Source organism: Curtobacterium sp. MCPF17_050 (genome assembly GCF_003224435.2).
Classification (GTDB): Bacteria; Actinomycetota; Actinomycetes; order Actinomycetales; family Microbacteriaceae; genus Curtobacterium.
Window position 1 is genome coordinate 2,815,333 of record NZ_CP126250.1, and the last position, 14,790, is coordinate 2,830,122.

15 protein-coding genes and 1 pseudogene are annotated in these 14,790 nt (G+C 72.6%); 6 read left to right on the plus strand and 10 right to left on the minus strand.

What is annotated here, in order from left to right:
• Window positions 1-93, plus strand: a pseudogene (locus DEJ34_RS15685) (FmdB family zinc ribbon protein); the annotation flags it as partial.
• 62 nt (window positions 94-155) lie between these two features.
• Here the strand turns inward: DEJ34_RS15685 and DEJ34_RS15690 are convergent.
• Window positions 156-416 carry a hypothetical protein gene (locus tag DEJ34_RS15690; protein WP_349775016.1) on the minus strand — a complete coding sequence of 87 codons (261 nt, stop codon included), beginning with the start codon at window positions 414-416 and terminating at the stop codon, window positions 156-158.
• Window positions 417-433: 17 nt separating this feature from the next.
• Here DEJ34_RS15690 and mscL point away from each other — a divergent pair, with 17 nt between their 5' ends.
• The gene (gene mscL / locus DEJ34_RS13400; protein ID WP_110911681.1) at window positions 434-937 is read left to right on the plus strand and encodes a large conductance mechanosensitive channel protein MscL; all 504 of its coding nucleotides are present in this window, start codon (window positions 434-436) and stop codon (window positions 935-937) included.
• Between the two features lie 47 nt (window positions 938-984).
• Here the strand turns inward: mscL and DEJ34_RS13405 are convergent, their stop codons facing one another.
• Complete coding sequence (locus DEJ34_RS13405; RefSeq protein WP_110911682.1) at window positions 985-1,572, minus strand: CDP-alcohol phosphatidyltransferase family protein; 588 nt, start codon at window positions 1,570-1,572, stop codon at window positions 985-987.
• Between the two features lie 426 nt (window positions 1,573-1,998).
• On the minus strand, window positions 1,999-5,751 hold the full coding sequence (locus DEJ34_RS13410; protein ID WP_502864295.1) for an AAA family ATPase: 3,753 nt from the start codon (window positions 5,749-5,751) through the stop codon (window positions 1,999-2,001).
• Window positions 5,752-5,931: 180 nt separating this feature from the next.
• Here DEJ34_RS13410 and DEJ34_RS13415 point away from each other — a divergent pair, with 180 nt between their 5' ends.
• The 3 genes from DEJ34_RS13415 to DEJ34_RS13425 are packed head-to-tail and all read left to right on the plus strand — an operon-like array spanning window position 5,932 to window position 8,247.
• A complete protein-coding gene (locus tag DEJ34_RS13415; protein WP_181420440.1) occupies window positions 5,932-6,804 on the plus strand; it encodes an HpcH/HpaI aldolase/citrate lyase family protein in 873 nt (290 codons plus the stop codon).
• 10 nt (window positions 6,805-6,814) lie between these two features.
• The gene (locus DEJ34_RS13420) at window positions 6,815-7,309 is read left to right on the plus strand and encodes a DUF6264 family protein (protein ID WP_110900923.1); all 495 of its coding nucleotides are present in this window, start codon (window positions 6,815-6,817) and stop codon (window positions 7,307-7,309) included.
• Window positions 7,310-7,365: 56 nt separating this feature from the next.
• A complete protein-coding gene (locus tag DEJ34_RS13425; protein ID WP_110890990.1) occupies window positions 7,366-8,247 on the plus strand; it encodes an aldo/keto reductase in 882 nt (293 codons plus the stop codon).
• Window positions 8,248-8,347: 100 nt separating this feature from the next.
• On the opposite strand, the gene DEJ34_RS13430 is transcribed toward DEJ34_RS13425, so the two are convergent.
• Window positions 8,348-8,851 (minus strand): hypothetical protein, encoded by a 504-nt coding sequence (locus tag DEJ34_RS13430; RefSeq protein WP_110824067.1) that lies wholly within the window; start codon window positions 8,849-8,851, stop codon window positions 8,348-8,350.
• A gap of 153 nt (window positions 8,852-9,004) precedes the next feature.
• Between DEJ34_RS13430 and DEJ34_RS13435 the strand changes: the two genes are divergently transcribed.
• On the plus strand, window positions 9,005-9,982 hold the full coding sequence (locus tag DEJ34_RS13435) for an NAD(P)H-quinone oxidoreductase (RefSeq protein ID WP_110911685.1): 978 nt from the start codon (window positions 9,005-9,007) through the stop codon (window positions 9,980-9,982).
• Window positions 9,983-10,023: 41 nt separating this feature from the next.
• On the opposite strand, the gene DEJ34_RS13440 is transcribed toward DEJ34_RS13435, so the two are convergent.
• The 6 genes from DEJ34_RS13440 to DEJ34_RS13465 all read right to left on the minus strand — a co-directional run bounded on the left by DEJ34_RS13440 (window position 10,024) and on the right by DEJ34_RS13465 (window position 14,756).
• A complete protein-coding gene (locus DEJ34_RS13440; protein ID WP_110900926.1) occupies window positions 10,024-10,770 on the minus strand; it encodes an amino acid ABC transporter ATP-binding protein in 747 nt (248 codons plus the stop codon).
• Complete coding sequence (locus DEJ34_RS13445) at window positions 10,767-11,663, minus strand: amino acid ABC transporter permease (RefSeq protein WP_110911686.1); 897 nt, start codon at window positions 11,661-11,663, stop codon at window positions 10,767-10,769. Before DEJ34_RS13445 ends, DEJ34_RS13440 begins: the two co-directional genes overlap by 4 nt.
• A 7-nt stretch (window positions 11,664-11,670) precedes the next feature.
• Window positions 11,671-12,495 (minus strand): ABC transporter substrate-binding protein, encoded by an 825-nt coding sequence (locus DEJ34_RS13450; protein ID WP_110911687.1) that lies wholly within the window; start codon window positions 12,493-12,495, stop codon window positions 11,671-11,673.
• Between the two features lie 106 nt (window positions 12,496-12,601).
• Window positions 12,602-12,844, minus strand: a complete 243-nt coding sequence (locus DEJ34_RS13455; protein WP_110911688.1) for a hypothetical protein — start codon at window positions 12,842-12,844, stop codon at window positions 12,602-12,604.
• An 86-nt stretch (window positions 12,845-12,930) separates the two neighbouring features.
• Window positions 12,931-13,428, minus strand: coding sequence for a cupin domain-containing protein (locus DEJ34_RS13460; RefSeq protein ID WP_258368364.1), 498 nt, complete (start codon window positions 13,426-13,428; stop codon window positions 12,931-12,933).
• Window positions 13,425-14,756: an amidohydrolase family protein gene (locus DEJ34_RS13465; RefSeq protein ID WP_110911714.1), complete on the minus strand. Its 1,332-nt coding sequence runs from the start codon at window positions 14,754-14,756 to the stop codon at window positions 13,425-13,427. The genes DEJ34_RS13460 and DEJ34_RS13465 overlap by 4 nt, the downstream gene beginning before the upstream one ends.
• Window positions 14,757-14,790 lie beyond the last annotated feature (34 nt).

Here is a 14,790-nt window from a genome sequence, read left to right on the forward strand (position 1 = left end):
GTGCCCACCTACTCGTACCGCTGCACCGAGTGCGGCAACGCGTTCGACATCAAGCAGGCCTTCTCCGACGCCACGCTCACCGAGTGCCCGGTCTGCGGCGGGGTCCTACGGAAGGTGTTCTCGCCCGTCGGTGTGACCTTCAACGGAGGTGGCTTCTACCGGACCGACTCGCGCGCGACGCCGTCGGGGTCGGGATCCGGCTCATCGTCGGGGTCGGGGTCGTCGTCCGGGTCGGGGTCGTCCGGCTCCTCCGGGTCCTCGTCCGGCTCCGGGTCCTCGTCCGGCTCCGGGTCCTCGTCCGGCTCGGCGTCGTCCTCCGGGTCCGGGTCGTCCTCCGGGTCGGGGTCGTCCGCGTCCTGACCGGCCCCGCGCCTGCTGGATAGGTTGGACCGGGCCATCGCGCGGTGGCCGTCCACGACAGAAGGGGGCTCGCGTGAAGGGCTTCAGGGAGTTCCTGCTCCGCGGGAACGTCATCGACCTCGCGGTGGCGGTCGTCATCGGAGCCGCGTTCACCGCCATCGTGACGGCGGTCGTGACGGCGTTGATCAACCCGCTCATCGGTGCGGTCTTCAACGCCTCCAGCTTGGACAAGGCCCTGATCGTGTCGTTCGCGACCGTGTCCGGCGGCGACACCGAGCTGCTGTTCGGCAAGGTGCTCGGCGCCGTCCTGAACTTCGTGATCGTCGCAGCGGTCGTCTACTTCGCGCTCGTCGTGCCGGTGAACCACCTCAAGAAGGTCGCGTTCGACCGGACGAAGCACGACGAGGAGCAACCGCCCGCGGACGTCCCGCCGACGGACGTCGAGGTGCTCCTCGAGATCCGCGACCTGCTGCGCGCCCAGCAGGGTGCCGAGCCGGGTGTCGGCGGGCACGGAGCGCACGTCGCTCCGGCGGACGCACCCGAGGGCGCCGGCATCGCCGGAACGACGAAGCTGTAGGTGCCGGTGCCGGTGCCGGTGCCGGTGCCGGTGCCGGGAGGGTCGGCCTACGCCGGAGCGCGATGCGCCCGGTGCTTCCGGGCCATCTCCCCCGCGTACTGCAGCCCGGCGAGGACGTGCCCGACCGTGCCGAGCCAGACGAAGACGAGACCGACGTCCCGGACCCAGTGGTGGTCGGCGGCGACCGACGTCGACGAGAACAGCAGGACCGGCAGCCCGACGAACAGCAGCGCGGACCGGATCTTGCCCGTCCACGTCACGCGGAGGTCCGGGTTGCCGCGGAACCACGCGCTCGAGAGCGCCAGGAGCGCCAGGTCGACGGCCACCACGACCACGACCACGATCCACGGCAGCAGCCCGACGAGCACGAGCGACAGCACGATCGCCACGATCGCCAACCGGTCGGCGATCGGGTCGAGCGTCTTGCCGAGTTGGGACTCCTGGTGGAGTCGTCGCGCCAGGAACCCGTCGGCCCAGTCGCTCACGCCGAGGACCACCAGGGAGGCCAACGCCCATCCCGGGTGTCCGGCGACGACCAGTCCGACGTAGACCGGGATGAGGGCGAAGCGCACCAGCGTGATGAGGTTCGGCAGCGTCTGCCAGTCGGGCCGGGTCCGCCGGGAGGGCTCCGTCATCACACGCTTCCGTTCGGGGTGGGTCACTGCAAGGGTACCGGTCCGACCCGTGCACTCGTCGGTCGCACCCGACCGGCGGCAGGCCGTCCTCCGTCAGCCGGGACGGTCATCCCCAGTGCGGCGGCCGGTCGCGGAGGAGCCGGTCGTCGTTCTCGCCCGTGCCGTGGCGCGCCGGTTCCGGCGCCGGTGTCGGGTCGCTGCCGGGGACCGCACGGGTCGTGACGCGCCTGCCGGAGCGGGACGTGCCTCCCGGCCCGGTCGACCGCGGCAAGGCAAGTTCCGGGGTCGCCGCGGGGTCGGTGGCCGCCCCCGACGCGTCTCCTGCCCGGGACGCACCCGCGTCCGGTGTCCACGTCCCCGTCAGGTGGTCCGTCGTCGAGGTCACCGGTCCTGCCTGCCGCGAGGCCCGGCGTGGGACCCTGGCGGTCATCGGCGTGCGGACACCGGCGGGATCGAGATCTCCTGGGTGGCACCGCGGTCGACCCCGAGCACCTGCGCCACCGTGTTCGCCACCCGGTCCGGGTCGGAGAACAGCTGGAACGCGTGCACGCGGACGTAGTGCCAGCCGAGACGACGGAGCACCTCGGGACGGAGCCGGAGCGACTCACGCAGCGACCCCTTGACGAGCGACGCATCGGTCTCGATGGTGACGCAGACCCCGCCGTGCGCGGCGACCAGGCCGAGCTTGCCGCGGTGGCCGAGCGCGACCGGGATGCCGCGCATCTCGAGCCGGCGGGCCAGGTCGACGAGCAGCGGGTCGGAGTCGTCCGGCACGTACTCGGCGGTGGTCCGGGCGCGGACCTCGGCCAGGATCTCGGCGAGGGCGACCGTGCCGTGCCCCATGCGCTCGGCCTCGATGTCGGACGGCTGGAAGCACGTGACGATGACCATCGACCGACGGGCACGGGTCATCGCGACCGCGAGCAGCCGCTCACCGCCGGGCTTGCCGAGGGGACCGAAGTCGCGGAGGACCCGACCGTGGGGGGTCCGGCCGTAGCCGATGGAGAACACGACCCGGTCGCGGCTCTGCGCCACGGACTGCTCGAGGGTGGCCACGATGAACGGCTCCGGACGGTCACCGATGACGAACTCGGTGAGGTCCTTGTGGCCCTGCGCGGCAGCGAGCACGGCCTGCTCGACCCGGACCGCGTGCTTCGCCGAGGCCGTGATGACCATGAGCGACTCGGTCGGACGGGTGCGGGCGTGCTCGATGACGTGCCGGACGACCCGGTCCACCTCGGCGTCGACGCTCTCGACGGCGCCGGACTCGGGGTCCGGCACGGCCTTGCCCTCGCTGACGTAGTCGAGCGCGATCGAGCCGTGGCCGAGGAACGAGCCGGCCCAGGGCAGCGACTCGATCCGTCCGCCGTAGAAGCGACGGTTGACCAGCTCCGCCAGGTCCTCGCCGCCGGCGCGGTACGACCGAGTCAGCGACAGGGTCGGCAGGAGCGTGGACAGCTTCGCGAGGGCGGAGTCGGCGTGCAGGGCGTCGAGCGTCTCCTCGTCCACCTGCAGCGCGCGGTGGTCCGGGTCCACGGCGATGCGGAACGGCGACGGCGTCTGCGTGACCGGGTCACCGAACACGACGGTCTGCCGGGCGCGGCGGACGGCGCCGACGGTCTCAGCGATCGTCACGGCGCCGGCGTCGACGAGGATCACGGTGTCGAACGGCATCGTGTCGGCGATCTGCGCGACCTCGTACGGGGAGGCGAGCCAGACCGGGGCGATGGCGCGGGACAGGTGCGGTGCGGAGTCGTGGAGCAGACGCGACGTGATCGCGCCCTCCTTGAGCTGCGTCTTCAGCGCGGAGGACTCCTCCGGCCAGTCGACGAGCCCGACCTTCCAGTTCTCGGCGAGCTGCCACGCCAGGCCCTGGGACACCCCGGCCGCGTGCGCGTCGTCCACGAGTCGGAAGTCGGCCTCGACCCGGTCGAGCATGTCCGTGTTCGCACCGAGCAGGGCCCGGTCGGACTCGAGCATCGTCTCGAGCGCGGACTGCCACCAGGCCAGCTCGAGCTCGGCGGGCACCTGCACGTCCGGCACGTGCCGGTTCGCCAGGTCGGTGAGCAGCGGCTCGAGCTGCAGGTCGCGGAGCGTCTGCATGAGCTCGGTGCGCTCCTGCAGGTTGTGCAGGACGTCGGACTCGGCGGCCAGTTCGGCGATCGTCGGGACGAGCTCGTCGATCGGCAGGTTCGCGAGCTGCTGGTCGCGGCTGGTGCGACCGAGCGGCTCGTCGAGTCGGGCCAGGTCCTCGACGACGTTCGAGAACAGCACCTGGACGTCGGCGATGCCGGTGGGGACCTCGGGGTTCACGCCCGCGGCCACGTAGCGCTGCCAGAGGACACGCTGCTGCTGGACGCGGGTGAGGGCCTCGTGCAGGTCGGACACGTGCACGCCGGGACGGACGTACTCGCGGGCGAGCTTCTTGAGCCGACGGCGGTTCGTGCTCGACATCGGCGCGCCCTCGCCCCGGGGAGCGGTCGCGGCGACGAGTTCGGACACCGACCGGTCGAACACGATCGGCAGGAAGCGGTCGAGGGTGTCCCGGATCTCGGTGAGCAGGCGGAGGTAGATGCCGAGCTCGTTGATCGTCGTGAACTGCCGCATGTGGGTCGACGCCACGAGGTCGTGTGCGCGCTGCAGGAGGGCCGGCAGTGCGCCGCCGTCGAGTTCCCGCGCGGTCGCGTGGGCACGCTGGGCGCCGTCGCTCGAGGTGAACCTCGCGCCGTACCAGGGCGAGTCGTCGGGGCCGTAGCGGAACTCGCCGAGGTTCGCGGCGCTGACCATGGTCTCGGCGACGCGGGCGCGACCGGTGACCATCGAGACGACGGACTGCTTCGACAGCCGGGCCGTCGTGGACGGGGCGACCGGCAGCAGGGACAGGCGGGAGAGCTCGACCAGGCAGTCGAGCACGCTGACCCCGAAGTCGGGGTCGGTGCGGGTGAGGGCACCGCGGTAGTCGGTGAGGACCTTGCGGAGCCGCACCAGGGCGTCGTCGACCTCGCGGAGGTTCGGCCGGCTCGCCTTCTCGTTGCGGGCGATCGCACGGACCACGTCACGGCGGAGCGTCGCCGGGGTGACGGCGACGCCGGGCAGGTGCACCTCGCCGAAGCGGGCCGCGATGCCACGGAGCGTTGCACGGCGCGGGCTGACGACGAGGACGCGCTTGTTCGCGGCGACCAGGCCGCCGAGGGCGTTCACGATCGTCTGCGTGCCGCCGGTGCCGGGGAGCGTCTTCACGACGATGGAGTTGCCGGCCGTGATCTGCGCGATCACGTTCTCCTGCTCGTCGTCGGCGTCGAGCAGCAGGGTGTCCGTCTCCGGGCTGCGCTCGTCCGACGGCGTCTGCTCGACCGGGTGGTACGACTGCTCGACCTGCCACTTGGCGCTCGGGTTGCCGGCGAGGGCGTCGAGCACCGGGTGCGCGAGGTCCTTCGTGTCCTCGACGAGACCGGTCGCGACCTCGGCGAACGTCGACACGACGAGGCGGGCGTGCACCGAGAAGCCGGGGATGTGCGCCGTCAGGCCGCGGAGCCGGTCGATCACCGGGTTCGGGGTGAAGGAGCCGTCCTGCTGGGCGAGGGCGACGAACGACTGCGCGTCGAGGGTGATGCCGAACTGCTCGCGGAGCGCGTCGGCCAGGCCCGGGTTGAGCACCGGTTCACCGAGCAGCCGGACCTCGAAGTCGCGGCCATGACGCCGGATCGCGAGCGGGCGGAGGAGGACCGGACCCCGGTGGTGCTCGTCGCCGTGCTCCCAGTCCGCGATGCCGATGCCGAGCTTGACGGCGTCGATCCCGCGGACGGTGGCGAGCTCGGTGCCCTTCGCCTCGACGTGTCCGGCGGCGACGCGGGCGGCTCGCAGCGCGACCTCGTCGCGGATCAGGCTCGAGAGCAGCGTGGTCTTGCCGGTGATGAACTGGGCCAGACCGCCCGGGTGCGTCGTCGAGAGTTCGATGCGCGCGCGGGGGTGGTCGGCGAAGTGCACGAGCGGACTCGTCCCACCGACGCCGGCGAGCTGCTCGCGCCACGCGTCCCACGCGGGCTCGGCCGCGTTGCCCGCGGTCAGCCGCGGGTCGCCGAGACTGATCGCGTGCGGGCTCGTGACCTGGAGCTCTGGGCGCAGCGGGGACTGCTCGTCGGGCAGGTCGGTGCCCTCGACGGGGGCGTCGTCGTTCACGTCGTCCTCATCGTCGGTCGCCCTGTCCACTCTCCACACCCGCCCACTGTAGGCCGAAGCGCTGCGGCACTCTGGCAATGAGCCCGCTGTTTCGGCGTTTCACCCGGCCCGGATGCGCTGTGGTGGACCGCCCCGCCGCCGCGCCGGGGCCGGGAGGCGCGGGTGTGGTACCAACGGTGCATGGCCACCGACGACCGTCCTGCTCCGCCCACCCCTGCCGTGTCCCGGCGTCGATCGGTCCCCGCCGAGATCTCGCGCTCCTGGCTCCTCGTCGCCGGCACCGCCGCGGAACGCTTCGAGCGGGCCACCCGCTCCCGTGCCGACCAGGTGATCCTGGACATCGAGGACGCCGTCGACCCCGCCGCGAAGCCGTCCGCCCGCACCACCGTCGCCGCCTGGCTGGCCGGTGGCGGCGAGGCCTGGGTGCGGATCAACGACGTCACGACCGAGTTCTGGGAGGACGACGTCGAGGAGCTCCGCGGCCTGCCCGGGCTGCAGGGCGTGATGCTCGCGAAGACGGAGTCCCCAGCGCAGGTCACCGACACGTGGCACCGGCTCGGCGGACACACCCCCGTGATCGCGCTGGTCGAATCGGCGCTGGGCATCGAGGAAGCGGTGTCGATCGCCCGCGCGCAGGGGGCGTTCCGCCTGGCCTTCGGGAGCGGCGACTACCGCCGCGACACCGGCACGAGCGCGGACACCCTCGCGATGGCGTACCCGCGGTCCCGCCTGGTCGTGGCGTCCCGCGTCGGCGACCTGCCCGGACCCATCGACGGCCCCACGGTCGGTTCCTCGCACCCGATCCTGCGCGAGCAGTCACAGGTCGCGGTGTCGCTCGGCCTGACCGGCAAGCTCTGTCTGGACACCGAGCAGCTCCCCGTCATCAACGAGGTCATCTCCCCGACCCCGACCGACGTCGCCTGGGCGCAGGACTTCCTCGACGACTTCGAGGCCCGCGGACGCGTGATCCGCGACGGGTCGGACCTGCCGCGACTCGGACGGGCGCAGAAGATCCAGCGCCTCGCCCAGGCGTTCGGGGTGGAGGCGCGGTAGGAACGGTGCCATGACCTGGTCGAACGTCCCCGGATCCGGACCGCAGCAGCACCCGGGCGCCCGGCAGCACAGCGAGGCCGAGCGCGTCGCGTGGGAGCAGGGTGCGACGTCGCTGTTCCCGCCGGCGAAGATCGCGGACCGGGTGTCCACCGTCCTGCTCCTGGTGGCCGGTGCGGTCCTCACCGCGATCGCCGCCGTCGCGGGCGTGATCGCCGTGGCCTCCACGACCGCGTCCTGCGGCGCCGACGACGGCTGCTCCCCCGGCGGGACCGTCGGCGGTGCGGCGATCGCGGTCGGCGGAGCGTTCGTCATCGGGGTCGTCACGCTCGTGTTCGCGATCCGCGCCTGGATCCGGCGACGGACGTCGTGGTGGATCGCCGGGATCGGCTTCGTCCTGACCGTCGCCGTCGTCACGTGGGGGACGGTTCTCGTCGTGCAGGCGCTCGACGAGCAGGGCGTCGGCCCGGGGCGCGGCTTCGACACCGCACAGCTCCCCGTCCCCTGAGCCGCCCTGCGTCCACGGCTGGACGTCCGCCGACCGGCGCGGCGCATGCTGGGCCCATGAAGCAACGAGTCATCGGAGACACGTCCGTCAGCGCCATCGGACTCGGCGGCATGCCGATGTCCATCGAGGGCCGGCCGGACGAAGCGCGCTCCGTCGCCACCGTCCACGCCGCCCTCGAAGCCGGTGTCACCCTCATCGACACCGCCGACGCGTACCACCTCGCCGCCCACGACGAGGTCGGCCACAACGAGGAGCTCATCGCCCGGGCCGTCCGCGAGTACGGCGGGGACACGTCGGAGGTGCTCATCGCCACGAAGGGCGGCCACCTGCGGCCGGAACCCGGGGCCTGGGCACAGAACGGCGACCCGGCCTACCTCAAGGAGGCCGCGAAGGCCTCGGCGAAGCGTCTCGGCGTCGAGGCGATCGGCCTCTACCAGTTCCACCGCCCGGACCCGGCCGTCCCGTACGCGGACTCGGTCGGTGCGCTCGCCGAACTGCTCGACGAGGGCGTCATCCGCATGGCGGGCATCTCGAACGCCACGGTCGACCAGATCCGGCAGGCGAACGAGGTCCTCGGCGGCCGCCTCGCATCGGTGCAGAACCGATTCTCCCCCGTCTTCCGGTCCAGCGAGCCGGAACTCGAGCTCTGCGACGAGCTCGGCATCGCGTTCCTGCCGTGGAGCCCGCTCGGCGGCATCGCCGGTGCGGCCGACCTCGGCACCACCGCCGAGGACTTCGCCGTCCTCGCCCAGGAGCGGGACGTCACCCCGCAGGTCATCGCGCTCGCGTGGGAGCTCGCGAAGAGCGACGTCGTCATCCCGATCCCGGGAGCGTCCCGCCCGCAGTCGATCCTCGACTCCGTGACGGCCGCGACCGTGAAGCTCCGTCCGGAAGAGGTCGAGCGTCTCGACGCGTCGCGTCCGGAGCAGGCCGCGTAGGTCCACCGCGCGCCGCGGCGAGCCGACCGGATCGCGCACCACGGGCCTCCCGTCCGGACGACGGGAGGGCCGTGGTGCGTCCGTCAGCGGACGGCGCCGCTCAGGACGCGCAGGTCGAGTCGAAGTCGGTCCCGGCGGTCTGGACCGCCGTGGCCGAGTCCTGGAACGCGCCGAGGTCGGCCGACTGCGGGTCCTTCGTGATCGCCTCGAGTCGCGTCACCATGTCGCCGTAGGCGCTCTGGAACGCCTCGGCCTTGCCCTTGACCTCGGTGTTGCTCACCGCGTCGACACCGGCGTCGATGTCCGCGTCGAGCTCCTTGAGCTTGGCGACCGCGGCGTCCGGGTCGGACTGCAGCTTCGTGGCCTCGGACTGCAGCCCCTCGGCCGCCGACCGCACCTTGCTCTCGAAGGCGGCACACGCGTCGGCCTTGGACTGCGAGCCCGACTGCTCCTCGGCGGCCTTCGACGGTGCGCTCGAGGACCCGCTCGTGGCGCCCTGACCCTGGGTCCCCTCGGCCGTCGTGCTGCCGCCGGAGGAGCAACCGGCGAGCAGGACCGCGGCGAGCGCTGCGGTCGCGAGGACGGAGACGTGCTTCGTGGACATGGGATCCCCCCTGGTCGGTGTGGGGCCGCCGACCGGAGGCCCCGTTCCGCCCCGACAGTACTGATCGGATGCTCAGGGAGTGCGGGACGGCCTCCCCCGTCCGCCCAGCCCCGTCCGCCCCGTCCCGACCGGGGACGCGCGTACGGTCGAGGGATGCGTGCCATCACCATCTCCCAGCCCGGCGACGTCGACGTCATGTCCCTCGGTGAGCTCCCCGACCCGGTGCCCGGCGACGGCGAGGTCCTCGTCGAGGTCGCGGCGGCCGGCGTCAACAACGCGGACCTGCAGCAGCGCCAGGGGAACTACCCGCCGCCGCCCGGAGCGTCCGACGTGCTCGGGCTCGAGGTGTCCGGGACGATCCGTGCGCTCGGCGCCGGCGTGACGGGCTGGTCCGTCGGAGACCGCGTGTGCGCGCTCCTCAGCGGCGGCGGGTACGCGTCGCTCGCCGTGGTGCCGGTGGCACAGCTCCTGCCGGTGCCGGACGGGCTGGACCTGGTGGCCGCCGCCGCGCTCCCCGAAGCGGCCTGCACGGTGTACTCGAACATCGGGATGCTCGCCGGACTCCGGCCGGGGCAGACCCTGCTCGTCCACGGTGGGACCGGGGGCATGGGGTCGCACGCGGTGCTCTGGGCGAAGGCCCTCGGCGCCCGGGTGGTCGCGACGAGCGGTGGCGCGCGGAAGGTCGCGGCCTCCCGCGAGCTCGGCGCGGACCTGGTCGTCGACCACCGCGAGGAGGACTTCGTCGAGCGTGCCCTGGCCTTCACGGACGGTGTCGGCGTGGACGTCGTCCTCGACGTCGTCGGTCCGTCGTACCTGCACCGCAACCTCGAGGTCCTCGCGCCGAACGGGCACCTCGCGATCATCGCCGCCGGGTCCGGGCCGGACGCGACCCTGCCGATCGGCCAGCTCATGCGGAAGCGCGCCTCGGTCAGCGGCACGACCCTGCGGGCACGACCGGCTGCCGAGAAGGCCGAGATCGTCGCTGCCGTGCGGCGGGACGTGTGGCCGTTCGTCGAGGACGGCCGTGTCCGGCCGGTCGTGGACACCGTGCTGCCCCTCGCCGACGCGGCCGAGGCGCACCGGCGTCTGGCGTCCGGCGACGTCGTCGGGAAGCTGCTGCTCGCCGTGTAGCGGCGCCGGCGTCGGTCACACCGTCGACGGCCGTGCCCCCGCTACGCGTGCACGCGCGCCAGGAACGCCCGGAGCGCCGGGTGCTGCGGGGCGTCGAGGACGGCCGCGGGAGCGCCCTGCTCGACGACCTCGCCCTCGTGCAGGAAGACGATCCGGTCGGCGACGTTCCGGGCGAAGTGCATCTCGTGCGTCGTCATGAGGATCGTCGACCCCTGCTGCTTGAGCTCGGTGACGAGGTCGAGCACCTCGCCGACGAGCTGCGGGTCGAGGGCGCTCGTCACCTCGTCGAGCAGGAGCAGCTCCGGGTCCGACGCGACGGCCCGGACGATCGCGACGCGCTGCTGCTGGCCACCCGACAGACGGTCCGGGTACGAACCGGCGAAGTCACCGAGCCCGATCCGGTCGAGCAGGCGGCGAGCCGTCGCCTCGGCGTCCGCACGGGAGGCCCGGTGCACCTTCCGCGATGCGAGGGTCACGTTGTCGAGGACGCTCATGTGCGGGAACAGGTTGAACTGCTGGAAGACGACGCCGATCCGCGCGCGGGTGGCGTCGACGTCGACGCGGGGGTCCGAGACGTCCTCGCCCTGGAGGAGGACCTGCCCGTCGTCGATGCCCTCGAGCAGGTTCACGGTCTTGAGCAACGTCGACTTCCCGGAGCCGGACGCCCCGATGACGCAGATCACCTCGTGTCGGTGCACGGTCAGGTCGATCCCGCGCAGGACGGGGCGGTCGCCGAAGGACTTGCGCAATCCACGCAGTTCGAGGACGGGAGCGGTCTGCTCGGTCACACCGTGCCTCCGATCTGTTCACGCTGCTGCTGCTTCCGCGCGACGGCGTCCGTGACCCGGATGAGCGGCAGGCTGATGAGGACGAAGAGCAGGCCGGCGACCAGGTAGGGCGTGAAGTTCGTCTGCTCCGCCTGCGCGATCTGGGCGCTGCGGACGGCGTCGACGGCGCCGAGGATCGAGACGAGCCCGACGTCCTTCTGCATCGACACGAAGTCGTTCATGAGCGCCGGCGTGACCTTGCGGATCGCCTGCGGCAGCACGACGAGCCGCAGCGTCTGCGCGTGGGACAGGCCGAGCGACCGGGCGGCCAGGCGCTGGGACGGGTGCACCGCCTCCATGCCGGCACGGAGCACCTCGGCGACGTACGACGAGTAGGTCAGCACGATCGCGATGGTGCCCCAGAACTCGGGCGCCAGCCGCGGGAAGACCCCGAGCCCGGGCAGGCCGAACCCGACCAGGTACAGCACGATGATGAGCGGCAGGCCGCGGAACAGGTCCGTGTACCCGGTCGCGAGCATCCGGAGCGGGAAGAACACCGGGCTCCGCAGGCCGCGGACGACCGCGAGCAGGGTGCCGAGCACGGCGACGCCGATGCTGGCGGCGAACAGGACCCGGACGTTCAGCCAGAGCCCGAGCAGGATGTCGGGCAGGGTCTCCCACGCCACCTGCGGGTCGAAGAACGACCGCTGCACCGCGGCCCACCCGGGGGTGTTGACCACGCCGACCCAGACGAGCGCGACGACCACGAGCGTCGAGACGACGGACACCACGACGGAACGGCGGCCGCGCTGCTGGCGGTAGAGCTGCCGCTCGCGTTCGACCTGGCTGGGTGCCGGGGCGGCGACGGGCGCGCCCACGCCCGCCGGACCGCCCGCATCGGCGGGCAGGGTCATGCCCGCGTCACTTCAGGACCGGGGTGTTCGTCTCGGAGGAGAGCCACTTCGTCTGCAGCTGCTCGAGCGTGCCGTCCTCCTCGAGCGACTCGAGGGCGTCGTTGACCTTGCTCGTCAACGCCGAGTCCTTCGGCAGGACGAAGCCGAACTGGTCGCCCGCGTCGTCGGACGGGAACTGCGCCGACACGGTGCCGTCGTCGAGCTGGGCGGCGGACATGTAGAAGGCGGTCGGCAGGTCGGTGACGATCGCATCGATCTGGGCCGACTTGAGCGCGAGCACGGCGTCGTCGTTCGAGTTGAACACCTGCGGGGTGACGCCGAGCACGGACTTGACGCTCTGGATGCTCGTCGACCCAGCGGCGACGCCGATCGTGTCCTGCTTCAGCGCGGCGATCGTCGTGTCACCGGCGGCCTTCGACCCGGTGGTCGTCACGACGGCCTGCGTGGTCGTGTAGTACGGCGTCGACATGTCGACGGCCTTCTTGCGCTTGGCGTCGATCGAGAACTGCTGGATGTTGAGGTCCCAGTCCTTCGCACCAGGGGCGATCGCGCTGTCGAAGGTGCTGCGCTCCCACACGACGTCGCTCTTCGCGTAGCCCATCTCCTCCGCGACGGCGTAGGCCACGGCGGACTCGAAGCCCTTGCCGGACTCGGGCTGGTTGTCCTCGACCCAGGGCGAGTACGCCGGGTCGCCGGTGGCGATCGTGAGCTTGCCGTCGGTGACGGTGCCGTCGGCGTTGTCGCTGCTGCCCCCTGCGGAGCATGCGGCGAGGGCGAGCGCGGCGACGGCGGTGGTCGCGACGGCGATGGTCAGGCGGAGGGGACGGGTCACGGTCTGGCCTTCGTCAGGGGGAACAGGGCAGGACCCGAGTGTACTGGGCCGTGGGATACCAACGACCGGTCGACGCGGTTCCTGCCCTGCCGACGCTCGGCTGGTGTCAGCGACGCCGACGCTCGTTGATCGCCGCGCCGGTGTAGGTGATCGCCAGGAACATCGCCGCACTCGCCGCGAGTCCCGCGACCCAACGGTCGGAGGCCGGCGGGGTGGTCATGACGGCAACGCTGGCCGCGACCAACGACGCGCTCACCGGGAGTGCGACCGGGAGCCGGAGCAGCAGGCCGACAGCGGCGATCAGCGCCGCAGCAGCGACGGCTGCAGCACCGGTTCGAAGTCGTGCCATGGGCGGTTCCTCCCGTTGTGATCCTGGCCGGACGGCCAGCGATGCCAACGTAGGACCGCCTCCTTCACGGGGTCAAGTACAGTACATCAGTCGAGCATCGTGAAGTCGTCGAACGAGAACCCGGGCGACACCAGGCAGCTGAGGAGCACCTCGCCGTCACCCGGGAGCGTCCGCTGCCACATGCCGCCGCGGACGAACGCCTGTGCGTCGTTCACGCGGTCACGGCCGGCGTCCGGGCCGAGGGTGATGCGTGCGCCGGGGTCCGGCTGGTCGCCGGACCCACCGAGTTCGAGCTCGACGGCGTCCGGCCCGTGCCACATCCAGATCTCGTCGCTCGTCACGCGGTGCCACGCGGAGGCCTCGCCCGGCGGCAGGAGGAAGTGGATGAGCGTCGCGGCGGGGCGCTCACCGGCGGGCGTGCTCACGGTTGCGGGCGACGTCCACGTGCGGACAAACCAGCCACCCTCGGGGTGCGGCTCCATGCCGAGCGCGGCGGCGCGCTGCGGGACGTCGAGCCACTCGACGACGTCTCCGGCGACGGTGCGGCGAGCGGCCATGCCGGGGCGGGGTGCGGTGTCGGTCATCGGGACTCCTTGCTCGGGGTGGGTGCCGCGCCTGCGGCGGACGGGGTCAGGGGGACACGGGCAGCAGCGTCGGCGGTCCGGACCACCCCGCGGACGACGGTCGCCACCGCACGCCCGGATCCGTCCTCCACGAGTTCGGCGAGCGCGTCCGGCACGGTCCGGGCGTCGACGTCGAACACCGCGAGGTCGGCGCGGGCTCCGACGGCCAGGTGTCCGATCCGGTCCGGTCCGACCGCGAGTCCCATCGCGTGGGCGCCACCGAGGGTCGCCGCCGCGAGCAGCCGCTCGTGCAGGTCGCGTCCGCTGTAGCCCTGTGCGCGGGCGATGCGGTGCAGTGCGGTGACGTCCGCCATCGGGTCGAGCGACGGCGAGGACGACAGCGAGTCGGTGCCCACGGCGATCGGGCTGCCCTCGCGCAGGTAGTCGGCGACCGGCGGCGGGTCGAGCCCGATGACGGCGTTCGAGCGCGGGCAGAGCGCGACCGCGGTGCCGCGCGCGCGGAGCAGCGCCCGGTCTGCGGCGGTCATGTAGACGCCGTGCGCGATGTGGCAGTCCGGCCCGAGCACGCCGAGGCGGTCCACGAACGAGGTCGCACTCGCGCCGAACCCGAGCGCGCGCATGGCCCGGAAGGACGGCACGTTCGCCAGGTGCCAGTCCGCACCGTGGCCGACGCCGACGACGCCCGCGAAGCCGGGGACCGGTTCGATCGCGGTGCGCTCACCCTCGAAGGCCGCTTCGCCGAGGTGCAGGTGCAGCCGGAGTCCGCGCTGCCGGACGATGTCGGGCAGTTCGAGCAGCGGCGCGACGTCGAGCGAGTACGGGGCGTGCGGGGAGAGCCCGGCGCCGGGGGTGGTGGGCACCCGTTCGAGTTCGGCGAGGACCTGGTCGCGCCCGTGCTCCTGCCAGGCGGCGTTCTCCCAGTCCATCACCTCCCAGTAGGCGATGCCGCCGAGCCCGGCGTCCTCGAGCGCGGTCACCGCCTCGATGTCCGTCACCACGTCGGCGATGCTCGTCACCCCGGCCGCCACCGACTGTGCCGCACCGGCCGCGGCCTCGGCCCGCCAGTCGTGCGGCTGCGCGTAGACGGCGTTGAACGCGGCGGCCCAGTCCTCGAATCCGGCGTACCGGCCGCGCCCGACACCGGCCATGCCCGTGTACTGCAGGTGCGTGTGCGCGTTGACGAGTCCCGGGAGGAGCGCACCCCGCCACCGCCGCTCGGTCACGGGGGTGCCGTCGAGCTGGTCCACCACCCAGGAGCGTTCGCCGACGTGCAGGATCCGGCCGTCGCGCACCGCGACGGCGCCGTCCGCGATCGGCGGCGCGGTCATCGGCACGACGATCCGCGCGGAGTGCACCGTCGTC

Excerpts from the sequence above, each read along its gene's own strand:
- DEJ34_RS13405 (WP_110911682.1), bottom strand. The coding sequence starts at position 1,572 with ATGACGGAGCCCTCCCGGCGGACCCGGCCCGACTGGCAGACGCTGCCG.
- DEJ34_RS13415 (WP_181420440.1), top strand. The coding sequence starts at position 5,932 with ATGGCCACCGACGACCGTCCTGCTCCGCCCACCCCTGCCGTGTCCCGG.
- DEJ34_RS13420 (WP_110900923.1), top strand. The coding sequence starts at position 6,815 with ATGACCTGGTCGAACGTCCCCGGATCCGGACCGCAGCAGCACCCGGGC.
- DEJ34_RS13425 (WP_110890990.1), top strand. The coding sequence starts at position 7,366 with ATGAAGCAACGAGTCATCGGAGACACGTCCGTCAGCGCCATCGGACTC.
- DEJ34_RS13430 (WP_110824067.1), bottom strand. The coding sequence starts at position 8,851 with ATGTCCACGAAGCACGTCTCCGTCCTCGCGACCGCAGCGCTCGCCGCG.
- DEJ34_RS13435 (WP_110911685.1), top strand. The coding sequence starts at position 9,005 with ATGCGTGCCATCACCATCTCCCAGCCCGGCGACGTCGACGTCATGTCC.
- DEJ34_RS13445 (WP_110911686.1), bottom strand. The coding sequence starts at position 11,663 with ATGACCCTGCCCGCCGATGCGGGCGGTCCGGCGGGCGTGGGCGCGCCC.
- DEJ34_RS13455 (WP_110911688.1), bottom strand. The coding sequence starts at position 12,844 with ATGGCACGACTTCGAACCGGTGCTGCAGCCGTCGCTGCTGCGGCGCTG.
- DEJ34_RS13460 (WP_258368364.1), bottom strand. The coding sequence starts at position 13,428 with ATGACCGACACCGCACCCCGCCCCGGCATGGCCGCTCGCCGCACCGTC.
- DEJ34_RS13465 (WP_110911714.1), bottom strand. The coding sequence starts at position 14,756 with ATGACCGCGCCGCCGATCGCGGACGGCGCCGTCGCGGTGCGCGACGGC.